The organism is Actinokineospora sp. UV203, assembly GCF_056323665.1.
Genome location: NZ_CM150484.1, coordinates 698,722 through 724,725, shown reverse-complemented (window position 1 = coordinate 724,725; position 26,004 = coordinate 698,722). Strand labels below are relative to the sequence as shown.

Below are 26,004 nucleotides of genomic sequence, written 5' to 3'. Positions count from 1 at the left end.
GCTGATGGCATGACTGTCTTCGGCTTCCATGCTTCGCATGAACAGGTCCACCCACGGGCGCTGCTCGACGCCGCGGCCAAGGCCGAGCAGGCCGGGTTCCGGGCGGCGATGTGCTCGGACCACTTCTCGCCGTGGAGCGCGCGGCAGGGCCAGTCCGGGTTCGCCTGGTCGTGGCTGGGTGCGGCGCTGCAGGCCACGACCCTGCCGTTCGGCGCGGTGAGCGCGCCCGGGCAGCGGTACCACCCGGCGATCCTGGCGCAGGCGATCGGAACGCTCGGGGCGATGTTCCCCGACCGGTTCTGGGTGGCCCTGGGCTCCGGGGAGGCCAGCAACGAGCACATCACCGGCGACCGGTGGCCGCGCAAGGACGTCCGCAGCGCGCGGCTGCGCGAGTGCGTCGACGTCATCCGGGCGCTGCTCGCGGGCGACGAGGTCAGCCACGACGGGCTGGTGACGGTGGACCGGGCGCGATTGTGGACGCTGCCGGAGACACCGCCACCGCTGATCGGGGCCGCGGTGAGCGTGGAGACCGCCCGCTGGTGCGCGGACTGGGCCGACGGGCTGATCACCGTCGGCGGCCCGGTGGAGCACCTGCGGCGCATGGTCGGTACCTACCGCGACGCCGGTGGGCGCGGCAAACTGGCGCTGCAGGTCCACCTGTCCTGGGCGCGGGACGAGGACACCGCACGGCACCTCGCGCACGAACAGTGGCGCAGCAACGTGTTCGGGCCGCCGATGGCGTGGGACTTGGAGCTGGCGGAACACTTCGACGCGGCGTCGCGGTCCGTCAGCGCGGACGACGTGGCCAAGGTCGTCAACATCTCCGCCGACCTGGGCAGGCATGCCGAGTGGCTGCGGGCCTACGTGGACCTCGGATTCGACGAGATCTACCTGCACCACGTCGGACAGCACCAGGACGAGTTCATCGCCGCGTTCGGCGAGTCGGTGCTGCCCGAGCTGGCGGAGGTGGGGTCGTGGAGCTGACCCGGACCGCCGACCTGTGGTGGAAGACCGCGATCGTGTACTGCCTGGATGTGGAGACCTTCTTCGACGGCAACGGCGACGGGCACGGCGACTTCCGCGGCCTGTCGCAGAAGATCGACTACCTGGACCGGCTCGGCGTCACCTGCCTGTGGCTGATGCCGTTCTACCCCTCCCCCGACCGCGACGACGGCTACGACATCACCGACTTCTACAACGTCGACCCGCGGCTGGGCACGCTCGGCGACTTCGTCGAGTTCCTGCGCACCGCGCGTGACCGGGGAATCCGGGTCATCGCCGACCTGGTCGTCAACCACACCTCCGACCAGCACCCGTGGTTCCAGAGCGCCCGGGAAGGCCCGGACTCGCCCTACCACGACTGGTACGTGTGGCAGGACAAGCCGCCCGCGGACGCGAAGAAGGGCATCGTCTTCCCCGACAAGGAGACGAGCCGGTGGACCTACGACCGCAAGGCGAAGCAGTACTACCTGCACCAGTTCTACAAGCACCAGCCCGACCTCGACGTGGCGAACCCGGCGGTGCGCGACGAGATCGCCCGGGTGATGGGCTTCTGGCTGGAGCTGGGGCTCTCGGGGTTCCGGGTCGACGGGGTGCCGTTCCTGCTCGACACCGCGGGCAGCGACGACGCGGAACACCTGCCCGACCCGCACGAGTACCTGGCCGACCTGCGCGCGTTCCTGGGCCGCCGCCGCGGCGACGCGGTGATGCTGGGCGAGGTGAACCTGCCGTACAAGGACACGATGAAGTTCTTCGGTGACGGCGGCGGTGTCGCCGACGAGCTGACGATGTGCTTCGACTTCATCGGCATGCAGAAGATGTACCTGTCCCTGGCCCGCGGCGACGCCAAGCCGCTGGCGTCGGCCCTGCGCCAACGCCCACTCCCCCCGCGCGACGGGCACTGGGCGACGTTCGTGCGCAACCACGACGAGCTGACGTTGGACAAGCTGACCGAGTCCGAACGCCAGGAGGTATTCGAGGCGTTCGGCCCGGAGAAGGACATGCAGCTCTACGGCCGCGGCCTGCGCAGGCGGCTCCCGTCGATGGTCGACGGTGACGAGCGGCGGATCCGGATGATCTACAGCCTGCTGTACTCGCTGCCCGGCTGCCCGGTCCTGTTCTACGGCGAGGAGATCGGCATGGCCGAGGACCTCAGCGCCGAGGGGCGGCTCGCGGTCCGCACGCCGATGCAGTGGAGTCCCGGTCGCAACGGCGGCTTCTCCACCGCGGATCCGTCGGAGTTGCCGGGGCCGATTCCCGCTGGGCGGTTCGGGCCGGAGCACGTCAGCGTCAGCGCGCAGGAGGGTGACCGGGATTCGCTGCACTCGTGGATCAGGCTCCTCATCGACCGGTACCGGGAGACCCCGGAGCTGGCGTGGGGCCGCTACGAGGTGCTCGACTCCGGCGAAGCGTCCGTCCTGGCCCACCGGTGCGATATCGACGGGACCGTGGTCGTGCTGCACAACTTCGCCGACCGCGCGGTCTCCCCGGAGATCACTCTGGACGATGTGGACGACTCACACGTGCTCGTCGACCTGCTCCACAGCGGGGAGATCCCGGTGTCGGAGAAGGGGGTGGCGACGGTCAACCTGGACCCGTACGGCTGCCGTTGGCTGCGGGCCACCGAGCGGTAGGCCTGCGTGCCGTGGTCAGTGCTGCTCGGGCGCGGTCAACCGCTCCCGGACCCGGACCGTGGCCTCGACGCTCAACGCGAGGAAGCGGTCGATGATCTGGCGCTCCGACTGTCCGAACTCGGCCCAGACGCGGCTCATCTCCGCCCCGAGCGGGGCGAAGAACGCCCGGCCCACGTCGAGGGCGCGGTCGTTCACCCGAAGCTCGACGCGGCGGCGGTCGACGGTGCCGCGCTCGCGGCGGATGTGGCCCGCGGCTTCGAGGCGGTCGAGCAGCGCCGTCACCGCCGACGCGCTCAGGTGCAGCGACTCGGCCAGGTCGCCCGGGCTCAGGGAGCGGCCCGCGTGGTCGGCGTGCATGATCACGGCGAGCGCGTTGAGGTCGGTGCGGTGGATGCCGCGGGTCTCGCCGAACATCTCCGCGAACCTGTCGGACTCCACGACGAGCTGCCTCAGCCTTGTGACCAACTGCTGGTCGGTGTACCCGGCGTGCGCGCGCGGTCCGACGCTGGAGCCCATTGACCCACCTTCCGGCTTGCCCATCGAGCGAACCCACCTTACTCTTTCGATCGTCGAAACATTCGACAATCGAACTACTTGTCCCGGCGAGACCGAGGGTAGTGAGTGTGAACACCACGTCCGACACCGCGCGCCCCAGGACGGCGCGGTGGCTGCTCCCCGCGTTGCTGATCATCGGCTGGCTGGTGGTCGGCGCCGTCGGCGGGCCCTTCGCGGGCAAGCTGAGCGAGGTCGCCGAGCAGGACAGCACCACCTTCCTGCCCCGCTCGGCGGAGGCCACCCGAGTCGGCGAGCTGCAGCGCGCGTTCGCGGGCAGCCGCGCCGTTCCCGCGATCCTTGTCGCCGAGCGGCCGAACGGGATCACCGCCGAGGACGACCGCTACCTCGCCGACCGACTGGCCGCGATCGGCGACGTGACCGGCGTGGACCAGGCGACCCCGACGTGGCTGCCCGCGCCCGACTCCCCCGCCGCCCGGCAGGCAGTCATCTCCGTCGACGCGGGCGTCGACCCCGGTGCGGCCATCGGCGAGGTGCGGGACCGACTCGACGCAGGCAGACCGGACGGACTCACCCTGCTGGTGACCGGACCCGCCGCGCAGGCCGCCGACCTGGGCGAGGCGTTCGGCGGGATCGACGGCCTGCTCCTGCTGGTCGCGGGCGCCGTCGTCGTCCTCATTCTCGTCGTGGTCTACCGCAGCCCGATCCTGCCGCTGGTCGTCCTGCTGTCGGCGGTGTTCGCCCTCGGACTAGCCAGCCTCGCGGTGTACCTGCTCGCGACGAACGATGTGCTCGACCTCAACGGCCAGAGCCAGGGCATCCTGTTCATCCTGGTCTTCGGCGCCGCCACCGATTACGCCCTGCTGCTGGTGTCGCGGTTCCGCGAGGAACTACGCGACACCGACGACCGCCATCGCGCGATCCGGACGTCCTTGCGCTCCACGATCGAGCCCATCGCGGCGTCCGCGGGCACGGTGGTCCTGGGCGTGCTGTGTCTGCTGTTCAGTGACCTCAACTCCAACCGCGGCCTCGGACCGGTGGCCGCGATCGGCATCGCCGCGGCTTTCCTCACCACCACGACATTCCTGCCCGCGGTGCTCGTCGTGCTCGGCCGGACGGCCTTCTGGCCGCGGCGGCCCACGCTCGGATCACCGCACCCGGAGACCTCAGGCCTGTGGGGCCGGATGTCCGGCTGGGTCGGCCGGGCCCCGCGCACCATCTGGATCGTCACCACCGTGGTGCTGCTGGTCGGCGCCGCCTTCCTACCGCAGCTGCGGGCGAGCGGGACCGCGCAGTCGGAGGTGTTCCTCACCGAGGTCGACTCAGCCGCGGGGCAGCAGGTGGTCTCGCGCTATTTCCCCGGCGGCACCGGCGCGCCCACCGTCGTGATCGCCCGAGCGGACCGAGCCGACCAGGTCCTGGCCGCGTCCCGCGTCGACGGCGTCTCGACCACGGCGGTGACCATGTCGAACGGACAGCCGAAGGTCGTCGACGGTCAGGTCAAGATCGATGTCGTGCTCTCGGACCCCGCGGACTCCGACGCCGCGATCGACACCGTCACCCGCGTCCGCGAGGCCGTGCACGCGGTCCCCGGCGCGGACGCGCTCGTGGGCGGACCGACCGCGAGCCAGCTCGACACCCGGGCGACCTCCGAACGGGACCGCGCGGTGATCATCCCGATCGTCCTTGTCGTGATCTTCGCGGTCCTCGCGCTGCTGCTGCGGTCGCTGCTGGCGCCCGCGCTGCTGATCGCCACCGTGGTGTTGTCCTTCGCCGCCACGATGGGCGTCTCCGCCCTGGTGTTCAACGAGATCCTGGGCTTTCCCGGCGCGGACCCCGTGGTCCCGCTGTTCGGGTTCGTGTTCCTGGTCGCCCTGGGAATCGACTACAACATCTTCCTCATGACCCGGGTCCGCGAGGAGACGCGCACGCTGGGCACCCGGGAAGGCACGCTCCGCGGTCTGTCGCTGACCGGCGGGGTGATCACCTCGGCGGGCGTCGTCCTCGCCGCGACCTTCGCCGCGCTCGCGGTGATCCCGATCCTGTTCCTCGCCCAGCTCGCCTTCATCGTCGCCTTCGGGGTGCTCGTGGACACCCTGATCGTGCGGTCGCTGCTGGTGCCCGCCCTGGTGGTCGACCTCGGCCGGATCGTGTGGTGGCCCTCGCGCCTCGACAAATCCTGATCAGATTCCCGGTGCTGGGTGCAGAACGTCGTCGAACGGCGTCCGCCACAACCTCCCCGACGGGCTGGGTGTAGGTCAGCAGCGGGCCGCGCGGACGGGTCGGTGGTGGTCGGGCCTGGGGCCTGTCCATCGTGCAAGCCGTCGCCTGAGCCCACGGCGGCGACGCCCACGCCGAACCGAGACCGGGCGGCGGGCTGATCGTCACGGTGTCGCTGCCGATTGCGGACGCCCCGAAGGTGACCGGCGACCGTATCGCGCTGATCAAGCCTTCATGCCTCATCCTGGTGATATTCCCGAGGAGGCAGCCATGGCCATGACCCTCACTCCCGAACAGGATGCCGCGTTGGCCAGGCTCGTCGCCGACGGGGTGCTCACCGCCGAGCAGAGAGACGCCGTGCGGGCCGCGCTCGCGGTGGACGAAGGCGTGCCGCGGCGGGTGGCGGAGGTGCTCGGGTACCTGGGCGGCGCGCTCGTCCTGGCCGGGGCCGCGTTGCTGATCGGGACCTCCTGGGAGGAGTTGACCCGGGGCGCGCGGATCGGGGTGTTGTCGCTGTCAGCGGCGGTGTTGCTGGTCGCGGGGGTGCTGATCGCGGGTGGGCCTGGGGCGTTGCCGCCGCGCGCGGGGTCGGCGCGGACGCGGGTCGCTGGGGTGTTGTTCGGGTTGACCGCGGTGGTGGGTGGGATCACCGCCGCCACGATCGCAACCAGTCATGAAGGGCTGTGGGCTACCTCGACCATGCTCGTGCTCGCAGGGTGCGGCTACCTGGTCCTGCCCTCACTGGCCTGTCTCGCCGTCGCGGCCGTGGGCAGTGTGGCGGTCGTGTGGCAGGTGGTCGTGGAACTCCTCGACGCCGACGCTCCCTGGCTGGCGGGGGCGCTGATCGTGGTCGGGGTGCTCTGGGGTGCGCTGACCGCCGCCGGCGTGGTGCGGCCGGGGTGGGCCGGGTTCACCGCCGCCGCGGGGATCGCGCTGATCGGCGCGCAAGTGCCGCTCGGGTCCTCCGAATGGACGGCGTGGGGGTACGTGCTGACCGCCGGGGTCGCGGTCGCCGGGTTCGTGGCCTACCGGCTGACCCGGTCGCCCGTGCTGCTCGCGGCCGGGGTCGTCGGGTTCACCCTCGCGGTGCCCGAGGCGATCTGGGACTGGACCGGTGGCTCCGTCGGCGGCGCCGCGATCGTGCTCATCGCGGGGGCCGTCCTGCTGGCCCTGGGCGGGCTGAGCCTGCGGCTACGCCATTAATTGACCAATTTGCCCGCCTTCCGCGCAACAACTGGCAATTGGTGACAGTTCAGCGCAGGTAGGCAAGGCCGCCCGCAGTGCCTAGGTTCCCTACGTCACCGGATCGAGGGCTCCGGTGACGGAAGGAGCACCACAATGAGGGCACGTACCCTGCTCGTGGGCCTGGTCGCCGCCGCGGCGACCGCGCTCACCGCGCCGATCGCGGGCGCCGCACCCGCCGACGGTCCGGTCTCGCCGATGATCGTCGGCGGCGGAAACGCCACCCAGACCTACAGCTTCATGGCGTCCATGCAGAGCACCACCGGCTCGCACGTCTGCGGCGCCTCCCTGATCAAGGCCGACTGGGCGGTCACCGCCGCGCACTGCGTCACGGGCCGCACCCCGGGCAACACCCAGCTGCGCGTGGGCACCACGGACCGCACCAGCGGCGGCACCGTGGTCGGCGTCAGCCGGATCATCATCCACCCCAACTACCGCACCACCGGGGACATCGCGCTGCTGCAGCTGAGCAGCGCGGTCTCGCAGACCCCGATCCGCATCGCCGACGCCTCCGGCGCGGTGGGCACCAGCAGCCGCATCATCGGCTGGGGCCAGACCTGCCCGGTCCGGGGCGGCTGCGGCGCTCCCGTGATCTTGCAGGAGCTCAACACCTCCATCGTCGCGGACACCGAGTGCAAGGGCGGGCGCATCGACGGCCCGACCGAGATCTGCACCGACAACCCGAACGACAACGCGGGCGCCTGCTACGGCGACTCCGGCGGACCGCAGATCAAGGCCGTCAACGGCACGTGGGAGCTCATCGGGGCGACCAGCCGCGCGGGCGGCCGCACCAGCACCTGCGCCGTCGACCCGTCGATCTACTCCGACGTGCCCGCCTACCGGACCTGGATCACCGGGTACACCGGCACGCTCGCTTAAGCAGGACACGGTGACAGGCCCTCCCGGCGACGGGAGGGCCTGTTTCGTTGGCGGAGTCGTCGGGAAGATCGACCGCGGCCGCGCCAGCCGTTCATCAAGAACTAAATGACCGCCTCCGCGCCTACCGCCGACACAGCCGCGTGTTCGGTGCGGCTGGAGAAGTGCAGGTGCTCGTCGGCGACGGCGCCGTGGCGCATCTGTTCGCGATCCTCGTGGTAGTCCATCGCCATCAGCCAGGGGGCCGCCGGGCCCTGCTTGGGGAGCCGGGCCAGTGAGCGCTGGACGTAGCCCGCGCCGAAGTCGAGGAGCGGGCGGGTCGGCAGGTCGGGGTCGGCGACCGCCCACACCGCGTCGTGGCCGTTGTCGTCGAGGTGGCGCAGCAGGCGGCAGAAGTATTCGCAGAGCAGGCCGATCTTGAGGGTCCACGACGAGTTCGTGTAGCCGATGGCGATGGCGAAGTTCGGCACCCCGCTGAGCATCATGCCGCGGTAGACGACCGTGTCGGGGTAGGACACCGGCCGGTCGTCGACGGTGAGTTCGATGCCGCCGAAGAGCTGGATGTTCAGCCCGGTGGCGGTGACGATGATGTCCGCCTCGACCTCCTCGCCGCTCTCCAGCCGGATCCCGGTCTCGGTGAAGGTCTCGATGCGGCCGGTGACGACTGACGCCGTCCCCTGGCGGATCGCGCGGAACAGGTCGCCGTTGGGGACGGCGCACAGGCGCTGGTCCCATGGGTCGTACGGCGGGTTGAAGTGCTCGTCGACCGGGAAGCCCTCGGGCAAAAGCTTGACGTTGAGGAACCGGATAACCTTGCGGGCCGCGTTCGGGAAGCGTTGGCAGAACCGCCAGATGGCCCGGGCCTGGGCGATGTTCTTGCGCCGGGTCAGCGCGTACCCGCGTTCGGCGCCGAACACCCGGCTGAGCAGGGACGCGACCTTGTCCTCCTTGGGCACCGGCACGATGTAGCTCGGTGTCCGCTGCAGCATGGTCACGTGGCCCGCTGTGTCCGCCATGGCGGGCACCAGGGTCACCGCGGTGGCGCCGCTGCCGATGACCACGACCCGCTTGCCCGCGTAGTCGAGGTCCTCGGGCCAGTGCTGCGGGTGCACGATCCGACCCGCGAACCGGTCCCGCCCTTCGAAATGCGGCGTGAAGCCCTCGTCGTAGTCGTAGTAGCCGCCCGCGGCGAAGATCCAGCCCGCCGAGAGCCGGAACCGCTCCCCGGTGTCGGTGCGTTCTACGTCGACGAGCCAACGCGCGTCCTCAGTGGACCAGGCGGCGGCGAGAACCTTGTGGTGGTACCGGATGCGGCCGTCCAGGTCGTTCTCGGTCGCGGTTTCCCGCAGGTAGGCCAGGATGCGGTCCGCTGAGGCGATCGACTCCTTGTCCCGCCACGGCTTGAACTCGTAGCCGAACGTGTGCAGGTCGGAGTCCGAGCGGATGCCCGGATACCGGAACAGGTCCCAGGTGCCGCCCGAGGCGGCCCGGGCCTCCAGGATGACGACGCTCTTCGAGGGGTGCTCGGTGCGCAGGTAGCGGCCCGCGCCGATGCCGGAGATGCCCGCGCCGACGATCAGGACGTCGACGTGCTCGAGTGAGGTGGTCATGAATGGCTCCCTTGTGCGGCTGCCGCAAGAATCCCGTCTCATCACCCCTTCGGGCCAGAACGATCTGCCCCTCGTTCGCGCGCTTGTGGTGCACTATGCCCATGAGCCAGCCGTGGCCGACGCCGTCGCCCCGAGTGCGTGACCTGCTCCGGCAGGGCGCGGAGATCGCGCTGAACCCGCGCGCGGAGTGGATCGAAGACCTGCACGCGGCCGCCCTGAGCGGGTCGCGGATGCGGGCGGTCGCGGAGGACCCGGTCCTGCGCGAGGGCGTCCGGCGGACCAACCTCGCCAACCTCCTGCACTGGGCGTCGGCCAACGCCCAACACCCCGGCCGCCGCGTGCGGCCGTACATCGGGCCGGAAGCGCTGGAGAACTCCCGCGACCTGGTGCGGCGCGGTCTGGACGCGGGCGCCCTCGACTCCTACCGGACCGGCCAGAACGCGGCGTGGCGGCGGTGGATGGAGATCTGCTTCGGACTCACCACCGACCCCGCGGAGCTCCACGAGCTGCTCGACGTGTCGTCCCGCTCGATCTCGGCCTTCCTCGACGACACGGTCGCCGCCATCTCCGAGCGGATGGACGCCGAACGCCACGAACTCGTCCGGGGCACCCACGCCGAGCGCCGCGCCACCGTGGCGCTGCTGCTCGAAGGCGCGCCCATCACCCGTGCCCGAGCCGAGGCGCAGTTGGGCTATCCCCTGACCGGGAGCCACACGGCGGCGGTCGTGTGGACCAGCGAACACGCGAGCATGGACCAGCTCGAAAGCGCGGCGGAGCAGCTCGTGCGGGTCAGCGACGCGCCGCGCAGGCTCACCGTCGTGGCGGGCGCGGGCACACTCTGGGTGTGGCTGCCGGTGACCCGCGCACCTCGGTCGGCCACATATCTCGCGGCCTACCCCGAGATCAGGGTCGCCGTCGGCAGGCCCGGTCGCGACGTCGACGGGTTCCGCCGCAGCCACCTCGACGCGCTCACCACGCAGCGCATGCTCGCCCGCCTGACCTCACCACAGCAGTACGCGCGCTACGAGGACGTCCAGCTGGTCGCGCTGCTGACCGCCGACCCCGCCCAGGCCGACGAGTTCGTCACCGACACCCTCGGCGACCTGGAACACGCCGACCAGGACATCCTCGACGTCGTCCGCGCCTACGTGCGGGAGCAGTGCAACACCTCCCGCACGGCCGAGCGCCTTTACAGCCACCGCAACACCGTCATCCGCAGGCTGGCCCGAGCCGACGAACTGCTGCCCCGGCCGCTGGCGGAGAACCTCGTGGCCGTCGCCGCCGCACTGGATCTGCTCAAGTGGCGGCAGGCCAAGAGCTAACCCGGCACCCGTCCGGCCACGAACAGGACGCACGCGACTTCCAGCATGACCAGGTTCGGCGGGGGCTCACTGTCGATCTCCACGCGCCAGCGGTCGAACAACGCGAGAACGTCATCATCGCTGATCACCGGCGCCTCCTCTGTGGAAGCTACGTCGGCGTTGATCAATGCCTTGTTACCGGTTTCGCCCCGCCGGATGTCTGAAGTGGACAGCCGAAGCGGTCTCACATGGACCGAACGGCACGCTCCGACCTACCGGCGGTGCCGGTGCGCGACGGGCCTAGGCGGCAGCGCTTCGGGCGGCCCCGGCCGTCGGTGTCGGTCTCGACGCGCTCCTTGCGGACCTCGCCACTCACGCGCACGGTGCCGGTGACTTCTTCCTTGGACAGCCGGCGCCTCGCAGTGTGGCGACGCCGGCCGCGCCCTGGCGCGTCCAGTGCGGCCACACCTCGCCGCCGTCCAGGCGCTTTTGACCCCCTTCATAACCCGCCTCTTTGACCAGGCCGCTCTACCGAATATCTTGATAGTTAATATTCAATAGAATCTTTGTGGTACCGAGAAGGGTTGGTGATCAAGCCGCTACGCTGCACCGGTGCGCAAGCAGCCCGCGTTGACCTTCGAAGACGCCCTGCGAATCCTGGGCAAACACGACCCCGCCGTCGTCGGCAAGTTGGACAAGCTCCTCGGCGGCTTGGTCCTCGGCGCCGGAGTGGCGGGCGCCGTCGCGGTACCCGCCCTCGCTCCCCTGGCGTTGCTTTGGGGCTGGGTCGACCAGAAGAACGAGGCGATCAGCCAACTCCGCGGCCTGGTGCGGAAACTGTCAACCAAATTCGCGGGCGTATCCGGCCTGGAACGACGAGATTTGATCGCCGCCGCGCACACCGTGATCGCGGTGTCGGCGTACTTCGAGGTGTTCGAAGAGACGGTCGGCAAGAAGGTGATGAAGTCCTTCACCGTCCTTCACTGTCACCGGAGCCGACAGCGGGTTCCTGTCAAACACCACCAATCAGCAGAACCTGAACGAGCTTCTGTATAGCAAGCCCATCCCGGGTCCGTCTCCCCTGTGGGGGTTCGAGGAAAACGCCTGCCATCTCGGCGATTGGTATGCCAGCCTGCACAATTTCAGCTTGGCCTTCCTCGAGAGCATCGAAACGTGGACTAGTGACACACATCTGCAGAACGCGCTCTCCCTCCCCAAAGTGCTGCGCAGATACGAGTCGCACTACATCGACCTGGCGTCCTTCGCCGACGCGAAACTCACCGGCACGAACCTGAGTTCCGCCGCCCTTTCGAATTTCGTGATCCTGTCGGGGTCGGACTTGTCCGGCGCACGGCTGGACTACGCGAAAATCGGACCCGCCAGCCTGACCGACGTCAACCTGACCAATGCCGACCTGCGTGGCGCGGACCTTCGCTACGCGACGTTCGCCAACGTGATCCTGACTGGCGCCCAACACGACAAGGGCACCAACACCGAGGGCGCCGAGCACGACGCCGCACCGTCGGCGCGTGGTGGTGAGTGCGCGGTCTTACCCCAATGGGCGTTCTCGGCGGTGAATGCTTGCGCCTAGGTCGTCCGGGTGGCCACAGTTGTCTGCCCCGACCATTGAGGAAGTGCCCGTGCCCTACACCGCCGAGCAACTCGACGCCCTGCGTTTCGAAGGGGATCCGCCTGCCGACGCGGTGATCGCCGACCTGGTCGAGACCGGGCAGGTCGACGAGGTCAACGCGGTGCTGGCCGAGTTCCGCGGCAACGACACCCCGATCCCGGAGAACCTGCCCGCGTCAGTGCGCTCCTATCTTGTCGCGACCGACGACCCGCCCGCATGGGCCGACCTCGACCGGGTCGCCCGCGCGTACGCGTTCTTCGCCGACGACGGCGTGCACGTCGCGTCGGTGCTGTCGTTCGGCGCGATGGTCAACTGCTACGCGCAGCCGCGGCCGTCGCGGGTGCTCGACCTCACCCACCGGCTCAACCAGCCGCACCGCAGGCTGTCGGAGACCTCGCAGTTCGTGGTGAACATGATGGCGCCCAACCCCTTCGGCTCGGGCGGGGCGTTCGTCCCGACCATCCAGAAGACCAGGCTCATCCACGCCGCGGTCCGCCATTTCGTCTCGCGGTCACCGGAATGGGACGCCGAGCAGGACGGCGTCCCGGTCTGCCAGCAGGACCTCTTGGGCGCGCTGCTGATCTTCTCCGTGCAGGTGCTCGAAGGCATGCGCCGCATCGGGATCTCCGTGACCGAGCAGGAAGCCGCCGACTACTACTACGTCTGGCGGGTGACCGGCGCCCTGCTCGGCATCAAGACCGACGCGATGCCGGAGACACTCGCCGAGGCCGAGCACCTCAACGCGACGCTCGTGCGGGCGAGCTACGGCCCATCCCCAGAGGGGATCAAGCTGACCAAGGGCCTGCTCGACCTCTACCGGAACCTGTTCCCCGGCAAGGCTTTCGACGCCGCCGTCCCCGCGATGGTGCGCCAGGTGGTCGACCCGGACGTCGCCGATTGGCTCCAGGTACCGAAGTCACGCGGCTGGACGCGCGCCGTCGGCGCGGCAAGCCGGGTCATGCGCTGGATGGAGCGCCGTGAGGACGACAACCGTGTGGCCCGCGCGGTCTTGGACAAGGCGGGCACACTCCTGCTCACAGGCAGCGTTCGCACCCTGACCAACGGCCAGTCCACGACGTTGTCGATCCCAGAAGACCTGCGCGGGCACTGGAACCTGCCGACCTGCCCGGTCAAGCACCCGTAATCCGTTTTGCGGAAAGCCCGGCACGACCGAGTATCGACGGATGAACGACATGCTTCCGCAGTGGCCGTCGACGGCTCCACGATGCGGTCCGGTCGTGCTGCGGGCGTTCGCCGAACGCGACATGCACCTCGCGTTCGAGCTCGGGGATGATCCGTATGTGCCGCTGATCGGCAGCCTTCCGGCGAAACCGTCCGCCCAAGAGGCGATGGCGTGGATTCACCGCCAGCAGGGCAGGCTCGCCGAGGGCGCCGGGCTGTCTTTCGCCATCGCCGACGCGCGAACCGACGAGGCGGTCGGGGCCATCGGCCTCTGGTTGCAGAACCTGGCCGCCGGCCGGGCGACGGCCGGGTACTCCGTCGCCGCCGCGCACCGGGGGTGCGGTTTCGCGAGCAGCGCCTTGACGGCGTTGACCGCGTTCGCGTGGACGATCCCCGTGCTGCACCGGGTCGAGGTCCACATCGAGCCGTGGAACCTGGGATCGATCCGGGTCGCGGAGAACGCGGGCTACCAGCGGGAGGGCTTGCTGCGAAGCCACCAGGAGATCGGCGGTGTTCGGCGGGACATGCTGCTCCACGCGACGATCCGCGCGAAGCCGTCAGCCCGGTAGTGCCGCCATGGCCGCCGCCCGCGACGCCAGCGCGTCGAGCACGTCGACCCGCGCGTCCGGGACCCGGATGTCCAGCGTCAGCGCACCGTCGGCCGCCACCAGCGCGAAGATGAAGAACGAGCAGCAACCCGTCTCGCGCATCACCAGGTCGGCCGCCCGCGCGGCGGTCTCCGGAGTGGGGTCGAGATCCATCCACAGCCCGGTCGGCGAGTACCGGCCGAGGCCCCGCAGCGACGTAGCGAACAGGTCGTCGAACTCCGCCACCCGCAGCGGCCGGTCTGCCGCGGGCAGGGTGCAGGCCCGCGGCACCCAGGCGGCATCCGGATCGAGCGGTTCGGTACTCATGGCCTCACGGTAAACCCGCACCCGCGTAACGGATGCAAGACGGAAGTAGGGAATTTCAACGGCCGGATGTCCCAAGGTCAACCGCGACCTGTCGACGGCGATGGGGCGACCCATAGGGTTCGGCCATGTCATCTAGCTACCACCATGAACTCCCCGGCGGCGCCGCGTGGTCCGCGCCGGTGCGCGCGGGCAGGCTGGTCACGCTGACCGCCCTGGGCGCCGACGCGAACGCCGCGCTGCTGGTGTTCGGCGCGGACCGGCTGGACCGGTTGAACATCCCCGACACCGTGAAGTCGCAGATGTCGGCGTGTGTGAAGCCGCCGATGGTCCTGATGTCCGACCGCGGGCTCGCGCTCGCCTCCGTGATCGCCTCCACCCTCGACTGGCACGACTGCCTGACCGGCTTCGGCCACGACCGCCACCTGGAGCGGTTCGGCCCGAGTTCGTACGCCGAGCACCGCAACGAGTGGCGCCGGTCCGCGCGGACGGGGCTGGTCTCCGAGCTGACCAAGCACGGGCTGGGTCCAGCCGATCTGCACGGCTGCGTGAGCTTCTTCAGCAAGGTGGCGATCGCCGACGACAAGCGGGCGTCGCTGACGCTGGTCACCGGGCACGCCGCCGCGGGTGACACGGTCACTTTGCGCACCGAGCAGGACGTGCTGATCGTCCTGTCGACGGCGCCGCATCCGTTGTCCGCGGCCGATTACGCGCCCGCCGGGGTGCGGGTGGAGGTCTCCCCCGCACCTGCGGTGAACGCCGACGACGCGAGTGCCGTGTTCCGCGCGGAGTCCGCCCGCGCGCTCGAGATGGCCAGGAGGGCGCAGGCATGACGGCGGCACTGGATCTGGTCGTCCCACCCGGCGACGGCGCGTTGATCACCGTCCCCGAGGGCGGCAGACTGCGGATCGTGGACCTGCACGGCAATCAAGCCGTCGACACCCTGCTCTACGACGCGGCCGACATCGACAACCGGTACTCGGCGTTCGACACCGTGCGGGAGCAGGGCGCGGTGTACCTCACGACCGGGTCGCGGCTGCTGTCGACCGCGCTCGACGAGCTGGCCGTGATCACCGACGACACCTGCGGCAGGCACGACACCGTCGGCGGCGCGTGCGCACAGGAGTCCAACGTCATCCGGTACGGCGAGCACACCCGCCACCAGCACGCCTGCAGGCAGACCTTCCTGCGCTACGGCGCGGAGAAGGGCATCGGGCAGCGCCAACTCGGGCACAACATCAACTTCTTCATGAACGTCCCCGTCGACGGCGCAGGCAATCTCCGGTTCGATGACGGCCTGTCCGCGCCGGGCAAGTACGTCGAGCTCACCGCGAGCCGGGACATCCTGGTGCTGATCAGCAACTGCCCGCAGCTCAACAACCCGTGCAACGGCTGGAATCCGACGGCGGTCCAGCTGATCGGGTGGTGGGCGTGATGGCGGTGCTCGACGTCCTCGACCCGGGGACGCAGACCACCGTGCAGGATCTCGCGGGCCGCACCGGGCTGTGGGACGTGGGCGTGCCGCCGTCCGGGGCGTTTGACGACGTGACGTTCGCGCTGGTCAACGCCGCGGTGGGCAACCCAAGTCACTTGGCGGGCCTGGAATGCGTCGTGCGCGGGCCGGTACTGCGGGTCGGCGAGCCGCGCCTGGTGTGCGTCGGCGGCGCGGCGACCCGGGCCACGGTCGACGGGCGGGCGCTGCTCCCCGGCACGGTGGTTCGGTTGCCCGCGGGGGCGACGCTGGATGTGGGGCCGCTGGAGGGGCCCGGCATGCGCGGGTACGTCGCTGTCGAAGGTGGGCTGGATGTGCCGCGGGTGCTGGGAAGCCGGTCGACGTTCGTGCTCGGCGCGTTCGGCGGGGTCGACGGGCGGGCGCTGCGGGCCGGGGACTCGGTGCCGCTCGGCCGCCGGGAGAACCTCATCGCCCCGGTCCCGATCACGCTCCCTGAACTGACGGACTCCTGGACGCTGCGCGTAATCGCCGGCCCGCACGGCACGCCGGAGTACCTCACCGCCGAGGGGGTCGACGAGTTCTTCGCCGCCGCCTGGACCGTGGACCACCGCGCCGACCGCACCGGCATCCGGCTCATCGGGCCGACCCCGGGCTGGGCGCGCGCGGACGGCGGCGAAGCCGGGCTGCACCCGTCGAACCTGCACGACTCGGCGTACCCGGTCGGCGGGATCATGCTCGCGGGCGACACCCCGGTGATTGTCGGCGTGGACGGCCCGTCGCTCGGCGGGTTCGTCGTCGCGGCGGTGGTGATCGAGGCGGACCGGTGGAAACTCGGCCAGCTGCGGCCCGGCGACACGGTCCGGCTCGCGCCGGTCGGCCCCGACTCCACGAGGCCCGACGCGCTGCACGGCGGCGACGCCACGGAGACCGGGCCCGCGTTCACCATCAGGCGGTCGGGCGACCGGCATCTGCTGGTCGAAGCCGGTCACGCCGAACTCGACCTGACCGTGCGAATGTGGGTGCACCTGCTCGCCGAGGCGCTGCGGGCGGACCGGCCCGACGGGGTCACCGAGATCGTCGAAGGGGTCCGCTCGCTGCTGGTGGCGGTCGACTCGGCCGCCCGCGACCTCGCTCCCCTGGCCAAGCACCTGGGCGCGCTCGCCGACGACCTGGCCGACCCGTCGACGGCCGTCGTGCCCGCGCGCGAGGTCGTCCTGCCGATCGCGTTCGACCACCCCGAGGCGCACGAGGCGATGCGCCGCTACGCCGCGTCCGTGCGGCCCGACGCGCCTTGGTGTCCCGACAACGTGGAGTTCATCCGCCGGGTCAACGCTCTGCCCCGCCGCGACGACGTCTTCGACATCGTGGCCGCGGCGACCTACCTCGTCGTCGGCCTCGGCGACGTCTATCTGGGTGCCCCGGTGGCGGTTCCGCTGGACCCCAGGCACCGGTTGGTCACCACGAAGTACAACCCGGCCCGCACCTGGACCCCGCAGAACGCCGTCGGGATCGGCGGCATCTACCTGTGCGTCTACGGCATGGAAGGCCCCGGCGGCTACCAGCTCGTCGGGCGCACGGTTCCGGTGTGGCGGCTGGGCGACGAGCGGCCGTGGCTGCTGCGGCACTTCGACCGGCTCCGCTTCCGGCCGGTGACCGCCGACGAGCTGGCGGACCACCGCGCCGACATCGCCGCGGGCCGAGCGGACCTCGACGTCCGCCCCACGACGTTCTCGGTCGCCGAAGTCCGCCGGATCGAACACGAGGCCGCCGACGAGATCACGGCCGTCCGGGCGCGCAGGCGGGCCGCCTTCGACGAAGAGCGCACGCGCTGGAACTCCTGACGCAGGCAAGGAGTTCACGTCAGCGAAACCATCGGGGCGGCCACGCCGTCCTACAGTTTTCCCATCTTGGACGACATCGATCCCTTCATCGGAACGGCTCCGACCGCGCTGCCCCCGGCGCAGGGTCTGGCGGCCACCTGGTGGTGGCCGAAAGCGCAGATCGGCAACACCCACCCGGGGGCGGTCTCCCCGCTGGGCATGGTGTCCGCCTGCGCGTACTCGGGCGCCTACCCCACGGGGTACGGCCTCTACACGAAGAACACCGAGGGCCTGCCGGAGCCGATGTTCGACCACCCGCAGGCCTCCGGGTTCACCCACTTCCAGCAGTCCGGCACCGGCGCCATCCGCAAGTACTACAACTACGTGCGGGTGACCCCGATGGTGCAGCCGCTCGACACCCTCGGCCAGTCCTGGCCGCTGCGCGACGAGACCGCCGAGGCCGGGTACTACGCGGCCACCCTGGACACCGGCATCCGGTGTGAGATCACGGTTGGCGCCAAGGTCGCCGTGCACCGGTACACCTTCCCCGAGCACCGCAGCGCCCGGGTGGTCGTGGACCTGTCCTGCGGCGGGCTGGCGATCGACCACGGCCGCACGGTGCCGCTGCGCGCGCATGTGGAGAGCCTCGGCCACGGCCGCGCGCAGGGGACGGTGGTCGTGGAGGGTGTGCCGCTGTCGGTGTACATCGAGGTCGACAGCCCGGACTGGCGGCAGATGGTCTGGCACGACCGCAGGCTGATCGAGGGCGGCACCCGGCTCGACTTCGACCGCATCCGGCAGACCACGTTGCGCCCCTTCGGTTTGCTCTTCATCGGCCCGGCCGCGGCCGGGCAGAGCGTCGAGGTGCGGATCGGCTTCTCGCTGCGCGGCTGCGAACAGGCGCGGGAGAACCTGCGCCGCGAGTGCGGTGAGGCGCCGCAGGCCTTCGACGCCATCCAGGCGCACACCCAGGCCAAGTGGCGCGACCACCTCGGCCGGATCGAGGTCGAGGGCGGGTCGCCAGCGCGGCGCGAAGTGTTCGCCACGGCCCTGTACCACTCGCTCGTCAAGCCGTGTTTCGGCGACGACGAGAGCCCGTTCTGGCCGACGTCCGGTCCGTTCGCGTTCGACGTCTGCACGATGTGGGACATCTACAAGACCCAACTGCCCCTGCTGATGGCGATCTGCCCGGACCGGGCGGTCGACCTGCTGGAGTCGCTGATCCGGGTCTGCGAGGAGGAGGGCAACTTCCCCATCGGGTACCGGATGGCCCGGGGCGCGGACCGGTTCTTCCGGCAGGCGAGCGCCCTGACGCACACCGCGCTGGCCGACGCGCACGCCATCGGACTCGGTGAGCTGGACTGGAACTGGGCGCTGGTGCACATGGTGGACGACCTGCGCCGGATGTACGGCGAGGACTTCTACGAGCACGGCGTCGTGCACCCGATCTCGCACACGCTCGACCTCGCCTACGCCTACCACTGCACGTCCGGGGTCGCCCGGGCGCTCAACGACGCCCCGCTCGCCGACCAGCTCGATGAGCGGGCCCGCCTGTGGCCCAACGCTTTCGACCCGGCCACCGGCCTGCTGCACGACTCGTCGTTCTACGAGGGGGGCAAGTGGAACTACTCGTTCCGGATCCTGCACGACATGGCCGGGAGGATCGCGTTGGCGGGCGGTGACGAGAAGTTCGTCGCCATGCTGGACGCGTTCTTCGGCTACGGCGCCGCCCGGGTGGTGCAGCCCGGCCACCGGCCCGACGCGGCGCAGATGGCGGTCGGGTACGCGCTGAACCGGTTCGAGGGGCTGAACAACGAGCCCGACATGGAAGCCCCGTGGTCGTATCACTACGCGGGTCGGCCGGACCGCACCGCCGAGGTCGTGCACGCGGCGCTCACCTGGCAGTTCGGCACCGGCCCCGGCGGGCTGCCGGGCAACGACGACTCGGGCGGGCTGAGCAGCTGGTACGTGTGGGCCTCCCTCGGGCTCTTCCCGATCGCCGGGCAGAGCCTGTTCCTGGTCAACGCGCCCGCGTTCGCGCGCGCCACGATCCACTTGGGAGACAAGGACTTCGTCATCGAGACCAGCGGGCACCGCGAGACGCCGATCAGCTCCGACGGGCTGGACCGGGTACCGCCGCCGCAGTACGTGCAATCCGCGCGGCTCAACGGGAAGGCGCTCGACGTGACGCACCTGAGCGCGTCCGACGTCCACGCGGGCGGGACGCTGCACCTGGAGCTGGGCCCGGAGCCGTCGAGCTGGGGGCGGGCGAATCGGCCGCCGTCGCTGTCCACCGGAGTGCACCGGTGAACCGCCGGCTGGTGATCGTGGTCCGGGCGGACCCGGTGATCTGCGGGCACTCGGGCGAGGCGCGCAATCTGGCCGAGGTCGCGCTCACCCGCGGCTTCACCGACGTGCGCCTGCTGACCTGGCCGATCCCGGCGCTGCAGGCGGCGGGGCTGCCGCTCAAGCCGCTCGACCGGATCATGCCCTACAGCGCGGGCATCACCGTGGAGCGGCCGGAGCCGGTCGGCGACTACCGGGTGCCCGACGGGCGGTTCATGGCGGGCCTCACCGGCAGGCTGGTCGAGTTGCTCGCCGAGCCGGTCCCGACCACGTGCCTGTCGATGTACCTCGCGCCGCACACCGCGGTCGTCCAAGACGCGGTCGCGGCGGCGCGCGCGGCGGGTTATGCCCCGGATGTGCACACCATGGCGAAGGCGGTGGGCTCGGACGTCACCAACGTGATCCGCTCGTGCCTGCGGGAGGGGCGGTTCGGGGCGGCCGTCGTCCTGTTCACCACGTTCCTCGCCAACGACGAGGTGCTCGCGGTGTCGGAGTACACCCGGCAGGAGATCATCGCCTCCGCCGAGGAAGTCGACTCCTACTGCGGCACCCGGCTCGCCGATGAGTGTCGGAACCGGGTGTCGGTCAGCTACCCGCCGATCGACACGTCGGCGTACTTGGATCTCGACCCGGTGCTGGTGGACACCGCACTCAAACGCCGAGGCCTGGAGCGCGACGGGTACGTGCTGTTCCTGTCCCGCGTGGCGCGGGCCAAGGGCATCTTCGACCTGGTGAACGCGTTCGCCCGGGCCAAGGCGCGGTCGCGGGTGCGGCTCGTCGTGGCCGGGACCGGACCGGCGCTCCCCGAGGTCCGCGCGCTCGCCCGCGACGACGACCGGATCGTTTTCCTCGACGATGTGGACGACGAGGAGAAGCCGCTGCTGATGCGCGGCTGCGCGGCGTACGCGCTGCCGACCAGGCCGGAGCCGGACTTCGTCGAGACGTTCGGCATCGCGCTGACGGAGAAGATGCTGGCGGGCGGCGGACCGGTGATCACCACCGTGACGGGCGGGACCGGCGAGGCCGTGGGCGACACGGCGGTCATCGTCGAGGCGGGCGACGTCGCGGGCATCGCCGCCGCCCTCGACCGGGTGGTGCTGGACATGGGCCCGACCGAGCGCCGGCTCATGGAAACCCGGTCCCGCGCCCACGCCATGGCATTCGACCGCACCCAAGTATTCGACGACTTATTCGCATCAGTCAACACCAGCCCGTAAACCGCACCCCAACATGCCGCGGGTTCTCGATCGCGGCCAGCCAGGTCGGGCACTACACGCGGACCCTCGGCTACTCCCGGCGCCCGCTCGGTCGCGGCCAGCCAGGTCGGGCACACACGCGGACCCTCGGCTACTCCCGGCGCCCGCTCGGTCGCGGTGGCGTTTCGGGGGTCCCGCACAAACACGCCATCGAAGTTGGCAGTGTTTGTGCGGGACCCCCGAAACGTCACCACAAAAGCGACCGAGCCGCGCCGGCGGAGCCGGCGCCATGTTACAGAACTGAATTGTTAAAAACCCATTGTTGTTCTCTTCTTCCCTTGCGCGGCTTACCTTCGGCCTCCCTGCAGTTGTCCCGATAGGAGGCCGCATCCGTTATGCGTATGCGTGTGAGAGTCCTGAGTTCGGTCAGCGCGGCCGCTGTTGTCGCCGGCGCGATCGTTCTCAGCCAAGGCGCGGCCAATGCCGCTGATCCGCCATCCCAGAACGATTTCCCGCCCGCCATGGTCGACGGTGTCGCCCGTGACCTGGGCATCAGCCGGGAGCAGGCCCGCAAGACGCTCGGCGAGCAGGCCGCGGCGCGGGACGTGCTCGACCGGCTTCCCGAGGTGCTCGTGCGGCAGGCGCCTGGCAAGTGGTTCGACGACAAGACCGGCGCGTTGACCGTCGCGGTCACCGACCAGGCGACGGCGGACGCCGTGCGGGCCGCGGGCGCCCGGCCCGCTTTTGTCGGGCGGAGCAAGGCGCGGCTTGACTCGCTGGTGGCCAGGGTGGCCGAACTGGCGGCGAACGACGTGCCCGGCCTCAACGGCTACGGGGTGGATGAGGTCCGCAACGACGTCCTGGTGCGAATCAACGCGACGAAGAAGACCGCGGCGACCGAGGCGTTCCTGCGCGAGTTGCGTGGCGTCGACGGTGTCCGGGTCGAGGAGACCGACACGTCGCCGGTGCAGCAGGCGGGCGAAGTCAACCCGGGTGACGGCTGGTGGCCGGGCTCGGAGACAGCGTGCTCGGTCGGCGTGGCCGCCACCGATGCCAACGGGGGCAAGCACTTCATCACCGCCGGCCACTGCACCAACGACGCCAACCAGGCCGCTTATGGCCAAAGTGGACAGACGAATCGGATCGGCACCGGCAATGTCGGCGGGTCCCGCGGCATCAACGGCCGTGAGGGCGACATGGGCGTCGTCGCGGTCACCGAGGCAGGCTGGACGCTGTCGTCGGCGGTCAACACCTGGGGCCAGCCCGCGATCAGCGTGACCGGCTCGAAGGACGCCATCGTCGGTGAGACCGTCTGCCACTCGGGCAACACCGCGCCCAACTGGGAGTGCGGCCGGGTCACGAAGCTCAACCACACCATGGACTACGGCAGCGTGGTGGTCGAGGGCCTGACCGTCACCACCGCCTGCTCCCAGGGCGGCGACTCCGGCGGTGTGTGGCTGGCCGGGGACAAGGCGATCGGCCTGCATGAGGGCGCCATCAACGGCAACAGCTGCCCCACCGGGGACAACGCCGTGTTCCAGCCCCTCAACGAAGCCCTCGCGAAGTGGAACCTGACGCTGTATACCGGCGGCGGCACGACCGGCGTCACCGTGGCGAACCCGGGCAACCAGAGCGGCACCGTGGGCACCGCGGTCAACAAGACCAACAGCGCCTCCGGCGGCACCTCGCCGTACACCTGGTCAGCCACCGGCCTCCCCGCCGGACTGTCGATCAGCGCCTCGACCGGCACCATCACCGGCACCCCAACCGCGGCGGGCACGTCCAACGTGACCATCACCGCCACCGACAGCTCCAGCCCCACCAAGTCCGGCTCAGCTTCATTCACCTGGACGATCGGCACCACCGGCGGAACCTGCTCGGCAGTCACCAACACCACCGACTTCGCCATCACCGACAACACCACCGTCGAAAGCCCGGTCACCGTCACCGGCTGCACCGGCAACGCCTCAGCCACCGCCAAGATCGACGTCAACATCGTCCACACCTACATCGGTGACCTCACCGTCTCGCTCATCGCACCCGACGGCACGGCCTACGTCCTGCACAACAAGACCGGCGCGGACACCGACAACCTCATCACCTCCTACACCGTCAACCTCTCCGGCGAGACCGCCAACGGCGACTGGAAACTCCGGGTCAACGACTCCGGCCCCGGCGACACCGGCAAACTCGACACCTGGACCCTCAACACCGGATCCAGCGGCGACGGCGGCAGCTGCGCCCCGGCCGGCAACGGCACCAACGTCAACATCGCCGACAACACCACGGTGGAAAGCACGATCACGCTGTCCTGCACCGGAACCGCCTCGGCGACCAGCAAGGTCGACGTCACCATCGTCCACACCTGGCGCGGTGACCTCGTCATCGACCTCGTCGCCCCGGACGGCACCGCCTACCGGCTGAAGAACTCCTCAAGCAGCGACTCAGCCGACAACGTCAACGCCAGCTACACGGTGAACCTGTCCTCGGAATCCCGCAACGGCGCATGGAAACTGCGCGTACAGGACGTCGAAACCAACGACACCGGCTACATCGACACCTGGACCCTCACCACCTGATCCACCCAACACGGAAAACGCCCGGCGAGTGCCCTCGCCGGGCGTTTCCGTTGCCTGGGAACGGAAGGGTCAGGCCGCTTTGGTGCCGACAACGACAGTCGCACCCAGTTCCTCACAACTGACCACCCGAACAACGAGCCCATCCCGCTCAACCGCCGCCGCGGTGCACCCAGCCTGAAGTTCACTGGTCTCGATCAGCAGATGCCCACCGGGCGCCAGCCACGCACCCGCCGCCGCACTGACGCGGCGCTGGACCGCGAGGCCATCAATACCGCCGTCCAACGCGTGCCGAGGTTCATGGATGCGCGCTTCCGGAGGCATGCGCACGATCGCGTCGGTCGGAACGTAAGGGGCATTCGCGACCAGAACGTCGACCCGCCCACGCAGAAACTCAGGCAGCGGCTCATAGAGATCGCCCCTGTACACATGGCCCCGAACATTGCGCCGGGCGCACGCGACAGCGGCCGGGTCGATGTCCACGGCGTACAGATCGACCCCGGTGACCTCAGCCGACACGGCCGCGCCGACGGCGCCCGAACCGCAGCACAAGTCGACGACGACGGCGCCCGGAGAAGCGAGCGCGGCGGCATGGTGGGCGAGGAACTCGGTGCGCCGTCGGGGGACGAAAACGCCCTGGTCGACGGCTATGCGCAGGCCGCGGAACTCCGCCCAGCCCAGCACGTGTTCCAGCGGCTCCCCCGCGACCCGGCGGGCGAGCATCTCGGCGAGGTCTACGGGGGTCGCGGCGGTGGTGAGGAGCAGGTGGGCCTCGTCCTCGGCGAAGACACAGCCCGCGGCACGAAGGGTGGTGACGATCGGGGACGACATGGAACGCCTTTCGGGGATGCCGACGGGCGCTCTCGTGGTCACCGAACCCGGTGGACCCTGTGGCCGTGAGAGGAGAGCACCCGACCTGACCTGACGGTCATGGGTTCCCACCTCCTTCGATGCCTTCGATACCGGCGTCGCCACCCTACTCGATGTTGCGCTCGGGCCGGGGCACAGTCCATGATGAACGAGAGTTCATGAACGGACGTTCAGGAGGGGATTCACGATGGAGACGATCAATACCGGCCAGGCCGAAGCGTGGAACGGCTACGAGGGGAAGCACTGGGCCGACCACCACGACCGCTACAACGCGATCAACCGCGAGTTCAACGGCGCCGTCCTCGACTTGATCGGACCGAACGACCGCGTCCTCGACGTCGGCTGCGGCGCGGGCCAACTCACCCGGCTCGCCGCGGCGCGCGGCGCGGGCGCGATGGGTCTCGACCTGTCCGAGCCGATGCTCGACCGGGCCCGGCGAGTCGCGGCCGAAGACGGAGTCGACAACGTCACGTTCGTCCAGGGCGACGCCCAGGTGTTCGCGTCCACTCGCGAGTTCGACGTGGCGGTCAGCCGGTTCGGGATCATGTTCTTCGCCGACCCGGTCGCCGCGTTCGCCAACATCGGCACCGCACTGCGCCCCGGCGGCAGGCTCGCGATGCTGAGCATGCGCTCGATCGCCGAACACGACCTCGCCGAGGTCATCGGCGCGGCCAAGCAACTGCCGTGGATCAACGACGAGGCAGGCGACGCGGGCCCGCTGTCGATGAGCGATCCTGATGTCGTGCGCGGAATCCTTGACCAGGCAGGCTACACCGACATCGCGATCGGCCCCGTCGACGCCGACCAGGTGTGGGGCCGCGACGCGGCCGACGCGGGCGCCTTCCTCGCCGACTGGGGACCGGTCCGGTTCAACCTGGGCAATGCCAGTCCTGAGGTCGCCGACCTGGTCCGCGCCGAATTCACCGAGTCGATGCGCCGCTTCGAGACCCCCGACGGCGTACGGCTGCGCGGCGCGTCGTGGCGAATCCAGGCGGTGCGGGCCTGATGGCCCCGCGCAAGGTGGCGGCCGCGGGCGACCAAACCCTGCGCGAACACCTGATCACCACCGCCGAACGCCTCCTCGCCCGCCGCGGCGCCACCCCGACCGTGCGCGACATCGCACAGGAGGCCGGGGTCGCGACCGGAGTGCTCTACAACCACTTCGCCGACAAGGAAGACTTGCTGGCCCTGGCGTTGCACGCCCACGTCCGCTCGGTCGAGACAACACTGGGCGACCCACCCCGACCTGGAGCAGAACCGGTCGAGACAGCCCTGACCACGTTCGTCGAACGCGGCCTGACGCTCCACAAAGCGATCCTGCCCGCCTTCACCGCACTGTTGGCGCAACCCGAGGTCCTGGTCCGTTTCCGAGCGCTGACCAATCCCACCGCCGACGGCCGGGGCCTACGGCAAGAGCTCGCCGACTTCCTTGCCGCGGAACAGAAACAGGGTCGCATTGCCGCCGACACCGACCTCGAAGCAGCCGCCACGATGATCATCGGCGCGTGCCATGAGGTGGTCCTCCCCCACCTCTACGGAGGGACAGAAGTAGTGGTACCAAACGACTTCGCCGCCAAGGTGACCCGTACCGTCCTCCATGGAATCGCGGCCCGCTGATCCCACCC

Annotated in this window: 23 protein-coding genes; 18 read left to right on the top strand and 5 right to left on the bottom strand. The window is 70.1% G+C overall.

The genetic code is table 11. The features are described from left to right. Positions 1-9: 9 nt before the first annotated feature. Entirely contained in the window at positions 10-984 is a 975-nt protein-coding gene (locus tag ACUZ2Y_RS03320) for a TIGR03885 family FMN-dependent LLM class oxidoreductase (protein ID WP_476326745.1), read from the top strand. Then, positions 975-2,633, top strand: a complete 1,659-nt coding sequence (locus ACUZ2Y_RS03315) for an alpha-amylase family protein (RefSeq protein WP_476326743.1) — start codon at positions 975-977, stop codon at positions 2,631-2,633. Before ACUZ2Y_RS03320 ends, ACUZ2Y_RS03315 begins: the two co-directional genes overlap by 10 nt. A gap of 15 nt (positions 2,634-2,648) precedes the next feature. On the opposite strand, the gene ACUZ2Y_RS03310 is transcribed toward ACUZ2Y_RS03315, so the two are convergent. Further along, positions 2,649-3,149: a MarR family winged helix-turn-helix transcriptional regulator gene (locus ACUZ2Y_RS03310; protein WP_476326741.1), complete on the bottom strand. Its 501-nt coding sequence runs from the start codon at positions 3,147-3,149 to the stop codon at positions 2,649-2,651. Positions 3,150-3,256: 107 nt separating this feature from the next. Here ACUZ2Y_RS03310 and ACUZ2Y_RS03305 point away from each other — a divergent pair, with 107 nt between their 5' ends. The 3 genes from ACUZ2Y_RS03305 to ACUZ2Y_RS03295 all read left to right on the top strand — a co-directional run bounded on the left by ACUZ2Y_RS03305 (position 3,257) and on the right by ACUZ2Y_RS03295 (position 7,487). Beyond that, positions 3,257-5,329: an MMPL family transporter gene (locus ACUZ2Y_RS03305; RefSeq protein WP_476326739.1), complete on the top strand. Its 2,073-nt coding sequence runs from the start codon at positions 3,257-3,259 to the stop codon at positions 5,327-5,329. Between the two features lie 307 nt (positions 5,330-5,636). Continuing rightward, positions 5,637-6,569, top strand: a complete 933-nt coding sequence (locus ACUZ2Y_RS03300) for a DUF2157 domain-containing protein (protein WP_476326737.1) — start codon at positions 5,637-5,639, stop codon at positions 6,567-6,569. Positions 6,570-6,704: 135 nt separating this feature from the next. Beyond that, positions 6,705-7,487 (top strand): S1 family peptidase, encoded by a 783-nt coding sequence (locus ACUZ2Y_RS03295; protein WP_476326735.1) that lies wholly within the window; start codon positions 6,705-6,707, stop codon positions 7,485-7,487. Positions 7,488-7,588: 101 nt separating this feature from the next. Here ACUZ2Y_RS03295 and ACUZ2Y_RS03290 read toward each other — a convergent pair whose 3' ends face one another. After that, positions 7,589-9,094 (bottom strand): flavin-containing monooxygenase, encoded by a 1,506-nt coding sequence (locus tag ACUZ2Y_RS03290; protein ID WP_476326733.1) that lies wholly within the window; start codon positions 9,092-9,094, stop codon positions 7,589-7,591. Positions 9,095-9,195: 101 nt separating this feature from the next. Between ACUZ2Y_RS03290 and ACUZ2Y_RS03285 the strand changes: the two genes are divergently transcribed. Next, positions 9,196-10,416 (top strand): PucR family transcriptional regulator, encoded by a 1,221-nt coding sequence (locus ACUZ2Y_RS03285; protein WP_476326731.1) that lies wholly within the window; start codon positions 9,196-9,198, stop codon positions 10,414-10,416. Here the strand turns inward: ACUZ2Y_RS03285 and ACUZ2Y_RS03280 are convergent. Continuing rightward, positions 10,413-10,544 (bottom strand): hypothetical protein, encoded by a 132-nt coding sequence (locus ACUZ2Y_RS03280; protein ID WP_476326729.1) that lies wholly within the window; start codon positions 10,542-10,544, stop codon positions 10,413-10,415. The two genes, ACUZ2Y_RS03285 and ACUZ2Y_RS03280, sit on opposite strands and share 4 nt — an antisense overlap. Positions 10,545-11,007: 463 nt before the next feature. Between ACUZ2Y_RS03280 and ACUZ2Y_RS03275 the strand changes: the two genes are divergently transcribed. The 4 genes from ACUZ2Y_RS03275 to ACUZ2Y_RS03260 are packed head-to-tail and all read left to right on the top strand — an operon-like array spanning position 11,008 to position 13,776. Continuing rightward, positions 11,008-11,451, top strand: a complete 444-nt coding sequence (locus ACUZ2Y_RS03275; protein WP_476326727.1) for an NACHT N-terminal helical domain 7-containing protein — start codon at positions 11,008-11,010, stop codon at positions 11,449-11,451. Next, positions 11,405-11,986, top strand: coding sequence for a pentapeptide repeat-containing protein (locus ACUZ2Y_RS03270; RefSeq protein WP_476331551.1), 582 nt, complete (start codon positions 11,405-11,407; stop codon positions 11,984-11,986). The genes ACUZ2Y_RS03275 and ACUZ2Y_RS03270 overlap by 47 nt, the downstream gene beginning before the upstream one ends. A gap of 43 nt (positions 11,987-12,029) precedes the next feature. Beyond that, complete coding sequence (locus tag ACUZ2Y_RS03265) at positions 12,030-13,169, top strand: oxygenase MpaB family protein (protein ID WP_476326725.1); 1,140 nt, start codon at positions 12,030-12,032, stop codon at positions 13,167-13,169. A gap of 40 nt (positions 13,170-13,209) precedes the next feature. Then, positions 13,210-13,776, top strand: coding sequence for a GNAT family N-acetyltransferase (locus ACUZ2Y_RS03260; RefSeq protein WP_476326723.1), 567 nt, complete (start codon positions 13,210-13,212; stop codon positions 13,774-13,776). Here the strand turns inward: ACUZ2Y_RS03260 and ACUZ2Y_RS03255 are convergent. Then, positions 13,765-14,121 carry a hypothetical protein gene (locus tag ACUZ2Y_RS03255; protein ID WP_476326721.1) on the bottom strand — a complete coding sequence of 119 codons (357 nt, stop codon included), beginning with the start codon at positions 14,119-14,121 and terminating at the stop codon, positions 13,765-13,767. The two genes, ACUZ2Y_RS03260 and ACUZ2Y_RS03255, sit on opposite strands and share 12 nt — an antisense overlap. Positions 14,122-14,246: 125 nt before the next feature. On the opposite strand from ACUZ2Y_RS03255, the gene ACUZ2Y_RS03250 reads away from it, so the two are divergent. From ACUZ2Y_RS03250 to ACUZ2Y_RS03225, 6 genes are all read left to right on the top strand, one after another. After that, positions 14,247-14,951, top strand: a complete 705-nt coding sequence (locus ACUZ2Y_RS03250; protein ID WP_476326719.1) for a DUF1989 domain-containing protein — start codon at positions 14,247-14,249, stop codon at positions 14,949-14,951. Further along, complete coding sequence (locus tag ACUZ2Y_RS03245) at positions 14,948-15,553, top strand: urea amidolyase associated protein UAAP2 (RefSeq protein ID WP_476326717.1); 606 nt, start codon at positions 14,948-14,950, stop codon at positions 15,551-15,553. Before ACUZ2Y_RS03250 ends, ACUZ2Y_RS03245 begins: the two co-directional genes overlap by 4 nt. After that, the gene (locus tag ACUZ2Y_RS03240; RefSeq protein WP_476326716.1) at positions 15,553-17,412 is read left to right on the top strand and encodes a 5-oxoprolinase/urea amidolyase family protein; all 1,860 of its coding nucleotides are present in this window, start codon (positions 15,553-15,555) and stop codon (positions 17,410-17,412) included. The genes ACUZ2Y_RS03245 and ACUZ2Y_RS03240 overlap by 1 nt, the downstream gene beginning before the upstream one ends. 66 nt (positions 17,413-17,478) lie before the next feature. After that, a complete protein-coding gene (locus tag ACUZ2Y_RS03235) occupies positions 17,479-19,701 on the top strand; it encodes a glycoside hydrolase domain-containing protein (protein ID WP_476326714.1) in 2,223 nt (740 codons plus the stop codon). Next, a complete protein-coding gene (locus tag ACUZ2Y_RS03230; RefSeq protein WP_476326712.1) occupies positions 19,698-20,954 on the top strand; it encodes a glycosyltransferase in 1,257 nt (418 codons plus the stop codon). Before ACUZ2Y_RS03235 ends, ACUZ2Y_RS03230 begins: the two co-directional genes overlap by 4 nt. 380 nt (positions 20,955-21,334) lie before the next feature. After that, entirely contained in the window at positions 21,335-23,512 is a 2,178-nt protein-coding gene (locus tag ACUZ2Y_RS03225; RefSeq protein WP_476326710.1) for a proprotein convertase P-domain-containing protein, read from the top strand. A gap of 69 nt (positions 23,513-23,581) precedes the next feature. On the opposite strand, the gene ACUZ2Y_RS03220 is transcribed toward ACUZ2Y_RS03225, so the two are convergent. After that, on the bottom strand, positions 23,582-24,340 hold the full coding sequence (locus ACUZ2Y_RS03220; protein ID WP_476326708.1) for a putative protein N(5)-glutamine methyltransferase: 759 nt from the start codon (positions 24,338-24,340) through the stop codon (positions 23,582-23,584). Between the two features lie 226 nt (positions 24,341-24,566). Here ACUZ2Y_RS03220 and ACUZ2Y_RS03215 point away from each other — a divergent pair, with 226 nt between their 5' ends. Continuing rightward, the gene (locus ACUZ2Y_RS03215; RefSeq protein ID WP_476326706.1) at positions 24,567-25,385 is read left to right on the top strand and encodes a class I SAM-dependent methyltransferase; all 819 of its coding nucleotides are present in this window, start codon (positions 24,567-24,569) and stop codon (positions 25,383-25,385) included. Further along, positions 25,385-25,996 carry a TetR/AcrR family transcriptional regulator gene (locus ACUZ2Y_RS03210; RefSeq protein WP_476326705.1) on the top strand — a complete coding sequence of 204 codons (612 nt, stop codon included), beginning with the start codon at positions 25,385-25,387 and terminating at the stop codon, positions 25,994-25,996. Before ACUZ2Y_RS03215 ends, ACUZ2Y_RS03210 begins: the two co-directional genes overlap by 1 nt. Positions 25,997-26,004: the final 8 nt, after the last annotated feature.

Excerpts from the sequence above, each read along its gene's own strand:
- ACUZ2Y_RS03215 (WP_476326706.1), top strand. The coding sequence starts at position 24,567 with ATGGAGACGATCAATACCGGCCAGGCCGAAGCGTGGAACGGCTACGAG.
- ACUZ2Y_RS03210 (WP_476326705.1), top strand. The coding sequence starts at position 25,385 with ATGGCCCCGCGCAAGGTGGCGGCCGCGGGCGACCAAACCCTGCGCGAA.
- ACUZ2Y_RS03260 (WP_476326723.1), top strand. The coding sequence starts at position 13,210 with ATGAACGACATGCTTCCGCAGTGGCCGTCGACGGCTCCACGATGCGGT.
- ACUZ2Y_RS03240 (WP_476326716.1), top strand. The coding sequence starts at position 15,553 with ATGGCGGTGCTCGACGTCCTCGACCCGGGGACGCAGACCACCGTGCAG.
- ACUZ2Y_RS03295 (WP_476326735.1), top strand. The coding sequence starts at position 6,705 with ATGAGGGCACGTACCCTGCTCGTGGGCCTGGTCGCCGCCGCGGCGACC.
- ACUZ2Y_RS03310 (WP_476326741.1), bottom strand. The coding sequence starts at position 3,149 with ATGGGCTCCAGCGTCGGACCGCGCGCGCACGCCGGGTACACCGACCAG.
- ACUZ2Y_RS03285 (WP_476326731.1), top strand. The coding sequence starts at position 9,196 with ATGAGCCAGCCGTGGCCGACGCCGTCGCCCCGAGTGCGTGACCTGCTC.
- ACUZ2Y_RS03320 (WP_476326745.1), top strand. The coding sequence starts at position 10 with ATGACTGTCTTCGGCTTCCATGCTTCGCATGAACAGGTCCACCCACGG.
- ACUZ2Y_RS03290 (WP_476326733.1), bottom strand. The coding sequence starts at position 9,094 with ATGACCACCTCACTCGAGCACGTCGACGTCCTGATCGTCGGCGCGGGC.
- ACUZ2Y_RS03220 (WP_476326708.1), bottom strand. The coding sequence starts at position 24,340 with ATGTCGTCCCCGATCGTCACCACCCTTCGTGCCGCGGGCTGTGTCTTC.
- ACUZ2Y_RS03245 (WP_476326717.1), top strand. The coding sequence starts at position 14,948 with ATGACGGCGGCACTGGATCTGGTCGTCCCACCCGGCGACGGCGCGTTG.
- ACUZ2Y_RS03255 (WP_476326721.1), bottom strand. The coding sequence starts at position 14,121 with ATGAGTACCGAACCGCTCGATCCGGATGCCGCCTGGGTGCCGCGGGCC.
- ACUZ2Y_RS03300 (WP_476326737.1), top strand. The coding sequence starts at position 5,637 with ATGGCCATGACCCTCACTCCCGAACAGGATGCCGCGTTGGCCAGGCTC.
- ACUZ2Y_RS03225 (WP_476326710.1), top strand. The coding sequence starts at position 21,335 with ATGCGTGTGAGAGTCCTGAGTTCGGTCAGCGCGGCCGCTGTTGTCGCC.
- ACUZ2Y_RS03250 (WP_476326719.1), top strand. The coding sequence starts at position 14,247 with ATGTCATCTAGCTACCACCATGAACTCCCCGGCGGCGCCGCGTGGTCC.